7 protein-coding genes and 1 pseudogene are annotated in these 9,943 nt (G+C 35.4%); all 8 read left to right on the top strand.

Going from position 1 to position 9,943, the window contains the following annotated elements; all coding sequences use genetic code 11:
- Positions 1-367: pseudogene (locus HU235_RS13550) on the top strand (ketol-acid reductoisomerase); the annotation flags it as partial.
- Between the two features lie 170 nt (positions 368-537).
- Positions 538-1,647, top strand: a complete 1,110-nt coding sequence (gene leuB, locus HU235_RS13545) for a 3-isopropylmalate dehydrogenase (protein WP_145582185.1) — start codon at positions 538-540, stop codon at positions 1,645-1,647.
- A gap of 185 nt (positions 1,648-1,832) precedes the next feature.
- Positions 1,833-3,260 carry a 3-isopropylmalate dehydratase large subunit gene (leuC, locus tag HU235_RS13540; protein ID WP_145582184.1) on the top strand — a complete coding sequence of 476 codons (1,428 nt, stop codon included), beginning with the start codon at positions 1,833-1,835 and terminating at the stop codon, positions 3,258-3,260.
- Positions 3,261-3,459: 199 nt separating this feature from the next.
- Entirely contained in the window at positions 3,460-4,056 is a 597-nt protein-coding gene (gene leuD / locus HU235_RS13535) for a 3-isopropylmalate dehydratase small subunit (protein ID WP_174880538.1), read from the top strand.
- Between the two features lie 144 nt (positions 4,057-4,200).
- Positions 4,201-5,208, top strand: coding sequence for a tetratricopeptide repeat protein (locus tag HU235_RS13530; RefSeq protein ID WP_233452226.1), 1,008 nt, complete (start codon positions 4,201-4,203; stop codon positions 5,206-5,208).
- A gap of 358 nt (positions 5,209-5,566) precedes the next feature.
- The gene (tig, locus tag HU235_RS13525; RefSeq protein WP_145582182.1) at positions 5,567-6,856 is read left to right on the top strand and encodes a trigger factor; all 1,290 of its coding nucleotides are present in this window, start codon (positions 5,567-5,569) and stop codon (positions 6,854-6,856) included.
- A gap of 583 nt (positions 6,857-7,439) precedes the next feature.
- Positions 7,440-8,705 carry an ATP-dependent protease ATP-binding subunit ClpX gene (gene clpX / locus HU235_RS13520; RefSeq protein ID WP_095300589.1) on the top strand — a complete coding sequence of 422 codons (1,266 nt, stop codon included), beginning with the start codon at positions 7,440-7,442 and terminating at the stop codon, positions 8,703-8,705.
- A 454-nt stretch (positions 8,706-9,159) separates the two neighbouring features.
- A partial coding sequence (locus HU235_RS13515; RefSeq protein WP_174880537.1) for an ATP-binding protein occupies positions 9,160-9,943 on the top strand: 784 nt, incomplete at its 3' end.

Here is a 9,943-nt window from a genome sequence, read left to right as displayed (position 1 = left end):
ACCAGAAGTTGCGTATTTTGAATGTTTACATGAATTAAAATTAATTGTTGACTTAATGTATGAAGATGGTATGGCTGGCATGAGATATTCAATTTCTGATACTGCACAATGGGGTGATTTCGTATCAGGACCACGCGTTGTTGACGGGCGTTCTAAAGAAGCGATGAAAGAAGTACTAAAAGATATTCAAACTGGTAAATTTGCTAAGGAATGGATCCTTGAAAACCAAGCAAATCGTCCTCAATTTAATGCAATTAATAACAGTGAAAAAGAGCATCAAATTGAAGTAGTTGGTCAAAAGTTACGTGCAATGATGCCTTTTGTAAAATCTAAGCAAAAACAAAAAGAAGCAGTAGCTCAAAAGTAATTATATTAGTTCATATAATAGAAAGCTATTTATACGGCTTAGGTAGCAAGTTAACCTAAGCTGTTATCTTTATTTTAAGTTATCTTGAAATAATATTTTTGTAATTTGTTGCCCAGAAAGCGAGGAGCATCGCTTTTCTTACGGAAGTTGTAATTCGAGGGGGATAGAATTTGAAAAAGACAATCGCATTATTACCAGGAGATGGAATTGGTAAGGAAGTAGTTGATGTAACGGTTGAGGTGTTAAAAGCTGTAGCGGAACATTTTCAACATCAATTTAACTTTAATTATGGTCTTATTGGTGGAGATGCTATTGACCAAAAAGGAAATCCATTACCAGAGGAAACTCTTGAGATTTGTAGAAACTCAGACGCAATTATATTAGGTGCTGTTGGTGGGCCGAAATGGGACAATAATCCAGTTGAGTTAAGACCAGAACGAGGCTTATTAGCTCTACGAAAAGCATTGGATTTATTTGCGAACCTTCGTCCAATTAAAACCTTTGATAGTTTATTAGATTCTTCTCCTTTAAAAAAGGAATATGTGAACGGCGTAGATTTTATCATTGTCCGTGAATTAACCGGTGGTTTATACTTCGGTAAACCGAGTGAGCGAATTGTTCATGAAGGTCAAGAAGCGGTAGTCGATACACTGCTTTATAAACGAAGTGAAATAGAGCGAATTCTTGTTTCCGCATTCGAGATGGCTCAAAACCGTCGCAAGCATGTTACTTCTGTGGATAAAGCAAATGTATTGGAATCTAGTCGAGTTTGGCGTGAAGTTGCTGAGGAAGTGTCTAAGCGCTATCCAGATGTTGAATTAGAACATATGCTAGTTGATAATGCTGCAATGCAATTAATCCGCTCCCCTAAACAATTTGATGTTATTGTGACAGAGAATATGTTTGGGGATATTTTAAGCGATGAAGCATCAATGATTACGGGATCCTTAGGAATGTTATCTTCTGCTAGCCTTTCTTCAGATGGCTTGCATTTATATGAACCAGTTCACGGTTCAGCTCCTGATATTGCTGGGAAAAATATAGCGAATCCAATAGCTACTGTTTTGTCTGCTGCTATGATGCTTAGACAATCATTCGGTTTAGAAGAAGAAGCAAAGGCAATTGAAAAAGCTGTAGATAATGTTCTTAATTCTGGTCTTCGTACTGCTGATTTAACAGAGGCTGGTAAAGCAGTTTCTACAAAGCGAATCGGTGAGGAAATTATTAGTGCTCTTGCGGATGATCGTGAAATTATTAAGATTATGAACACTTATTCATAAAGTAAGGACATTGTCAAAGAAACGGAGATTGTCCTTTTAAAAGCCAAGTTATTTGATATAGAGAGAAGAAGGGTTTAATTAGAACTTCTTAGCTATCTAAAGTTAATAACTTGTCTTCAAAGGGGACTGACGAAAAATGATGTCAGCCCCTTATTTTTCCATCTAAAAGAAGGGAGTTTAAGAAGATGAAGCCAAGAACGATAATTGAAAAGATATATGATGAACATGTAGTTCGCCAAGAACCGGGGAAACCAGATTTATTATATATCGATTTACATCTTATTCATGAAGTAACATCTCCTCAGGCTTTTGAAGGTTTACGAGAAAAAAACCGTAAAGTAAGAAGACCAGACCGAACATTTGCAACGATGGACCATAACGTCCCTACAGTTAATCGTTTCGTTATTAACGATGAAGTTGCAAAACTTCAAATCAGTGCCCTAGAAAGAAACTGTAAGGAATTTGGAATTCGTTTAGCTGACCTTGAGAGTGAGGACCAAGGAATTGTTCATGTTATTGGACCTGAACTAGGCTTAACTTTGCCTGGAAAAACCATCGTTTGTGGTGATAGCCATACATCAACTCATGGTGCTTTCGGAGCAATTGCCTTTGGTATTGGAACTAGTGAGGTAGAACATGTTTTAGCGACACAAACTATTTGGAGACAGCGTCCAAAAACATTAAATATTCATATTCCAGGTAAACTACAAGAGGGTGTAACAGCCAAAGATGTAATTTTAGCTGTGATTGGAAAATACGGCGTACGATTTGGCACGGGGTATATAATTGAATATACAGGTGAAGTAATCGAAAATTTATCGATGGATGAGCGTATGACGATTTGTAATATGTCCATTGAGGCGGGAGCTAGAGCAGGACTTATTGCCCCAGATGAAACAACATTTGCATATATTAAAGGACGTAAATATGCACCAAAGGGTGAAGAATTCGAAAAAGCAGTAGCATACTGGAAAACGTTAAAAACAGATGAAGGTGCCGAATACGATAAAGTCATTACATTACAAGGTGAGGACATTGCACCGATGGTTACTTGGGGGACGAATCCAGGTATGGCTGTTGGTGTTGATGAGAAAACTCCAGATTTAAATCAATTCCAAACAGAGGATGAAATTGAGGAAGCAAAGCGTGCTTTTGACTATATGGGACTTAAACCTAATACTAACATTGAAGATATTGCAATTGACCATGTTTTCATCGGTTCTTGTACAAATTCACGTATTACGGATTTAAGGCAGGCTGCTGAAGTTATCAAAGGATTGAACGGGAAAAAGGTAGCTCCAACAGTACGTGCGATTGTTGTACCAGGGTCTCAAAAAGTTAAAAAGGTGGCGGAAGCAGAAGGAATTGACATGATCTTTAAAGAAGCCGGCTTTGAGTGGAGAGAATCTGGCTGTAGCATGTGCCTTAGTATGAATAGTGATGTCGTACCTGAAGGAGAACGTTGTGCTTCAACTTCAAATAGAAACTTTGAAGGAAGACAGGGAAAAGGAGCTAGAACGCATCTTGTAAGCCCTGCTATGGCAGCAGCTGCAGCTCTACATGGTAAGTTTGTTGATGTTCGCCAGCTTCATAAACGTACTACAACGGTTTAATTCTGTTTTAGGTGCTTTCGTAAAGACTGAATTTTTCAAGTATGGTAGTTTTGAGGAATTACTATTATATAGGACAATACAACAAGAGTACATGTATTGCGACTAAAGTAAGGATGCGTTTCTACGTTTTTATACATGTAGTGTAGGTCGCGTCCTAACAAATATAAAAGAAATAAATTACGTGAATTAGGAGGGCAATATGAAACCTTTTACTACCCTTAACGGAAAAGTGGCTGTATTAAATCGTGCGAACGTTGATACAGATCAAATTATTCCTAAACAATTTCTAAAACGAATTGAAAAGACAGGCTATGGCCGATTTGCTTTTTTCGATTGGCGATATCTTCCTGATGGTACTGATAACCCTGAGTTTGAGTTAAATCAAGAAAAAAGTAGGGGCGCAACAATTTTACTAGCGGGTGAAAACTTTGGTTGTGGTTCTTCTCGTGAACATGCACCGTGGGCTTTATCAGATTATGGTTTTCAGGTGATTTTAGCACCATCATTTGCAGATATTTTTCATCAAAATTGCCTAAAAAACGGGATGTTACCAATTACATTGGAGCAATCTGTGTTAGATGTTATTAGAGAAAAAGCAAATGCTGAAGATTATCAATTAAAAGTAGATTTAGAAAATCAACTTCTAACAGATAACGAACAGTTTTCAGTATCATTTTCTGTCGATCCATATTGGAAGGATATGCTATTATATGGCAAAGATGAGATTGATTTAACATTGAATTATCAAAATGACATTGACAAATTTGAAGAAGAAAGAAGAGCGACATTTTTATAATGTTCAGCTCTTTTTTTATCTCTATTGCAATGAATTTTCAACCTTACTAAACGTAAAACAAATTCTTGTTTAAAAGACAACTTGTGTTCATAATTGGGGATTGGTAAACTTGTAGGAAAAAGAAAGCTTCCTGGAGTTGACCATATGGAACAAAAAAATAATAGTAAAAATAAAGTGATACCGTTTCCGAATTTAAAAGAACGATATCTTGAAAAGGGAATGGATTTTTTAAAAGAAAAAAAGTTTCATGATGCACTTGCTATGTTTTCAGAAGCTAAGGACATTAATGAAGAAGAATCAGAAGTTTTGCTAGGAATGGCAATATGTTACATGGAGCTTGGTGAATTAATAGAAGCAAAAAACATTTGTAAAAAAATGTTGCTAGAGGACATTGGCCATTATTTTACTGTTTTGCAAATTTATTTAACGATACTTATTCAGCTTCGTGAATATCAAGAAGTTCAATCAACCATTGAAGCTGTTTTAGAAGAAAATCATTTACCAGCAGAAAGTGCAGAGCATTTTTATAAACTACTTGAATTTAGTAGGAAGATGACAGAGGATGAAGGTAATATAGTAGAAGAAAGTGAACATGAAGAGATTAATACGTTCAATAGTTTAGAAAATCCAAATAACCAAATAACCTTTATTCAGTCACTTAGAGACCGTAATATTAGCAAACATTTCCGAACTCTTGTGTCATTATTAGAAAATGACGCAACACATCCGATAGTAAAAACGATGATTTTACATTTAATGTTTGAAAATGAAGTTGAAAAGGAAGTATCTGTTACAAAATTTGGTGAAACCATTCAAGTCATTCCAGCTAAGCTTGAGGATATAAACGAACAAATGTTTACGAAAAAAGTATTATCCCTTTTAGATGATACTTTAGGTAATGAAAATCCAACATTATTCGAGGCAGTTAAGGAGCTTTGGATTAGACATTTATATGTTCTTTATCCTTTATTACCAAAGCCGACAGAGGCAAAAATATGGGCAGCAGCCTTACATGTTGTAGGCTATGAACTACATGGGATAACGATTGAAGAAGAGGAAATACTCTCAATTTACGATTGCCCTAGTACTTTAATAGAGGATGCATGTAAAAAAATATACGAAATAGAAGAAATTTCTTATCTGCAAATATAATGCTATATGTTGAAAGCAAACTATTCTATGTTATAATAAGATGGTTGCAAAATAGTGATCATCGTATAGTAGGTCTTTTTCTTATGGACAAAAATAGACCTTCTTTTTTATCCTGTTCCAAAACGTCAAGCATTTACTTGACAATAGGGACCCGATAAATGAAACAGATAGATTGGAATGAATTCTACTATTTGTTAATTTATGCGAAATCCTTTAGCATGGTTAGTATTCGGTTATTTTTACCGTACATAAAAAAAACAGGTATACAAATTAGGTGAATGATTAATATGGACAAGTTACCATAATTTACCTATCACTTATTCGCACAAATCATTATAGATTTTTGGAGGGAACACATATGTCAGTAAAATGGGAAAAGTTAGAAGGGAACGAAGGCGTTCTTACGGTTGAAGTTTCTGCAGAGGACTTCTCTAATGCATTAGATGAGGCATTCAAAAAAGTAGTTAAACAAGTATCTATCCCTGGTTTCCGTAAAGGGAAAATTCCACGTGGAATGTTTGAACAACGCTTCGGTGTTGAATCATTATATCAAGATGCATTAGATATTATTTTACCTAAAGCATATCCAGATGCAATTGATGAGGCTGGTATTGAGCCAGTTGACCGTCCTGAAATCGATGTAGAGCAAATCGAAAAAGGGAAAAGCTTAATCTTCACTGCAAAGGTTACAGTAAAGCCTGAAGTGAAATTAGGTGAATATAAAGGTCTAGAAGTTGAAAAACTAGACGACACTGTAACTGATGAAGATGTTGAAAATGAATTAAAGCAACTTCAAGAACGCCATGCTGAGCTTGCAGTTAAAGAAGAAGGTACAATTGAAAACGGTGATACAGCAGTAATTGATTTCGATGGCTATGTTGATGGTGAAGCTTTTGAAGGTGGAGCGGCTGATAATTACTCTCTTGAAATTGGTTCAGGCTCATTCATCCCAGGATTTGAAGAACAACTTGTAGGATTAGCTGCAGGTGCTGAAAAGGATGTAGAAGTTACTTTCCCAGAGGATTACCATGCTGAAAACCTTGCAGGTAAGCCAGCTGTATTTAAAGTGAAAGTTCATGAAATTAAAACAAAAGTTCTTCCAGAATTAGATGACGAATTCGCGAAAGATGTTAGCGAAGATGTTGAAACTCTAGAAGAATTAAAAGCTCAAACAAGAACTCGTCTTGAAGAAGCGAAGAAAACAGAAGCTGAAAATCACCTCCGTGATACATTAGTTGAAAAAGCTGCTGAGGGTGTTGAAGTAGATATTCCACAAGCGCTTATCGATAATGAAATTTCACGCATGATGCAAGAATTTGAGCAACGTTTACAAATGCAAGGTATGAATCTTGATTTATACTTCCAATTCTCAGGTCAAGATGAAGAGGCATTGAAAGCACAAATGAAAGATGATGCTGAAAAACGTGTGAAATACAATTTAACGCTTGAAGCAATTGTTAAAGCTGAAAATATCGAAGTATCTGAAGAAGATGTAGAAGCTGAATTAACGAAAATGGCTGAAATGTACAATATGCCAATTGAAAACATTAAACAAGCTCTTGGTGGATCAGCTGAAGGTCTAAAAGAAGATTTAAAAGTACGTAAAGCAATCGATTTTCTTGTAGAAAATAGCAAAGTTGTTGCATAATAATAGTATAGAAACAAGGCGCGATGGGATCGTGCCTTGTTTTGTACAAACATCTATGATAAGTTGGAAATTAGAGCCAAAGTACCTACTCAAAAACTTCAGCATAAGTTTATAAAAGTTTGCGAGAAGTTATTATAACTTGAATTGAATGTCCATCTTCAGCATCTAGTACCTCTTTAGTTAAAACTACATAAGAATTGAAGAAAAAGCATACTAACTATACGTTAAGTGTCATTTTTGCCAAATGTTTACGAAGGCGCTTCCGTTTTTCTAATGTTTTAATTATATTCCTTTGGGAATGATATAAGAAAGCCTATTCATACATACACTAGTGTTAAACTGAAATAGAGCAATCTATTGTAAAAATAAGGATATAGGATTTAAATGTAAATGTTTTTGATTTATGAGTTGGATTATTTCCTGTTTCCTACTTACTTATGGTAAAATGCAAAATACATACCTGTTATAACTTTTATTTCTTTACATAAAAATGAAGAAATAATTCCGACCTTTTTTTAGATAGATGTTTAATCGGTTGGGTAGAATTGACTTTAAATGAGATAAAGATACAAGGGGTGAAACAATGTTTAAATTTAACGACGAAAAAGGACAGTTAAAATGTTCATTTTGTGGTAAAACTCAAGATCAGGTACGAAAGCTTGTAGCTGGACCTGGCGTTTATATATGTGATGAATGTATCGAGCTTTGCACTGAAATCGTAGAAGAAGAGTTAGGTACAGAAGAAGAAGTTGAATTTAAAGATGTTCCAAAACCAAAGGAAATTGATGAAATTTTGGATGAGTATGTAATTGGTCAAGAGCAAGCTAAGAAATCATTAGCTGTTGCTGTGTACAATCATTACAAACGAATTAATTCAAATAGTAAAATCGATGATGTTGAGCTTTCAAAAAGCAATATAGCAATGATTGGACCGACTGGTAGTGGTAAAACTTTGCTTGCTCAGACATTAGCGCGTATTTTAAATGTACCTTTTGCAATTGCTGATGCTACGTCATTAACAGAAGCAGGCTATGTTGGAGAAGATGTCGAGAATATTTTATTAAAATTAATCCAGGCTGCAGATTATGATGTAGAAAAGGCAGAAAAAGGGATTATTTATATCGATGAAATTGATAAGGTTGCACGAAAATCTGAGAATCCATCGATTACAAGAGATGTTTCTGGTGAAGGTGTTCAACAAGCGTTACTTAAAATTTTGGAAGGTACAGTCGCAAGTGTACCGCCACAAGGTGGAAGAAAACATCCACATCAGGAATTTATTCAAATTGATACAACAAATATTCTCTTTATTTGTGGTGGAGCTTTTGACGGAATCGAACAAATCATTAAGCGTAGACTCGGGAAAAAGGTAATTGGCTTTGGGTCTGAAAATAAAAACGCAGATTTAGATAAAAAGGCACTTCTTTCACAGGTTTTACCAGAGGATTTATTAAAATTCGGTTTAATACCTGAATTTATCGGACGCTTACCTGTAATTGCAAGCTTAGAGCCTCTTGATGAAGATGCGTTAGTCGAAATATTAACAAAACCAAAAAATGCGTTAGTTAAACAGTATCAGAAAATGCTTGATTTAGATGGTGTTGAGCTAGAATTTGAAGAGGGTGCTCTTCTTGAAATTGCGAAAAAAGCAATTGAACGAAAAACAGGTGCCCGTGGTCTTCGATCCATTATTGAAGGAATTATGCTTGATATGATGTTTGACTTACCATCAAGAGATGATATCGTCAAAACGATCATTACAGCAGAAACAGTAACTGGAAATACTCCACCTAAACTTGTTTTAAAAGATGGTACTGTTATTCAGGAAGATAAAAAAACTTCTGCATAAAAGTGGAAAAAGGAAAGCTGGATTAATCTAGCTTTCCTTTTTTTGTGTGATTAAGTTAAAGGCTATTGTTGATTGAAACACGCAGGCGATCTAAGATTTTTCTTCGGCCTGAGTGCCTGCTGGTCCCGCATGACACGCTTCCCTAAGTAGGTGTGTAATGTAATAAATCACCAACTACTTTTACATTTGTTTTTAATAGAAAATAGTTGAATACAATGATTTTTCTCCTTCTATAACATTTTCTTTTGTATAGAAATAATGTTTATTCCTGTGAAACCTCGGAGATACTAGCTATAAATAACCGCTAACTTAAAGAGTGAAGATAACTTACATATTTGCCTAGCATATGGCAAGCATTTGCTTGCCTTTTGTCACCTTTATTTCGAGACGAATGATTCGTACATAAAGAATGTAAATGTAGCGGTAAGCAGGACATCTAGCAGGAGGGACTACAATGAGTTGGACGAGTATTGCATTGTTTATTCAATTGTTTTTTGGAATTATTATTGGAATGTATTTTTGGAATTTATTAAAAAGCCAAAGAACACAAAAAGTTTCAATTGACCGAGAATCTAAAAAAGAGATGGAACAATTACGGAAAATGAGGTCGATTCGATTAACGGAGCCTTTAGCTGAAAAGGTTAGACCAAAAAGCTTTCAAGATATCGTTGGACAAGAGGATGGGATTAAATCTTTACGTGCAGCACTTTGTGGCTCGAATCCTCAGCATGTCATAATTTATGGACCACCAGGAGTTGGAAAGACTGCAGCGGCAAGACTAGTATTAGAAGAGGCAAAAAGAAATGTTCGCTCACCTTTTAAAGAAAATGCTGTTTTTGTTGAATTGGATGCGACGACAGCAAGATTTGATGAAAGGGGTATTGCTGATCCTTTAATTGGCTCAGTCCATGATCCAATTTATCAAGGTGCAGGTGCAATGGGGCAGGCAGGAATACCACAACCGAAACAAGGTGCTGTCTCACATGCACATGGTGGAGTACTATTTATTGATGAAATTGGGGAGCTACACCCAATCCAAATGAATAAATTATTAAAGGTTTTGGAAGATAGAAAAGTATTTTTGGAAAGTGCTTATTACAATGAAGAAAATACACAGATTCCTACTCATATACATGACATTTTTAAAAATGGATTACCTGCTGATTTTCGATTAATTGGTGCGACGACAAGAACACCTAATGAAATACCACCAGCAATTCGTTCGCGCTGTCTTGAAG

Source organism: Metabacillus niabensis (assembly GCF_902829255.1).
GTDB lineage: Bacteria > Bacillota > Bacilli > Bacillales > Bacillaceae > Metabacillus > Metabacillus niabensis.
The sequence above is the reverse complement of the archived record's forward strand: the minus strand, read 5'-3'. Positions and strand labels throughout refer to the sequence as shown.

What these genes read in the sequence shown, in the direction of transcription:
- leuC (WP_145582184.1), top strand. Translation starts at nt 1,833, where the DNA reads ATGAAGCCAAGAACGATAATTGAAAAGATATATGATGAACATGTAGTT.
- leuD (WP_174880538.1), top strand. Translation starts at nt 3,460, where the DNA reads ATGAAACCTTTTACTACCCTTAACGGAAAAGTGGCTGTATTAAATCGT.
- HU235_RS13530 (WP_233452226.1), top strand. Translation starts at nt 4,201, where the DNA reads ATGGAACAAAAAAATAATAGTAAAAATAAAGTGATACCGTTTCCGAAT.
- tig (WP_145582182.1), top strand. Translation starts at nt 5,567, where the DNA reads ATGTCAGTAAAATGGGAAAAGTTAGAAGGGAACGAAGGCGTTCTTACG.
- clpX (WP_095300589.1), top strand. Translation starts at nt 7,440, where the DNA reads ATGTTTAAATTTAACGACGAAAAAGGACAGTTAAAATGTTCATTTTGT.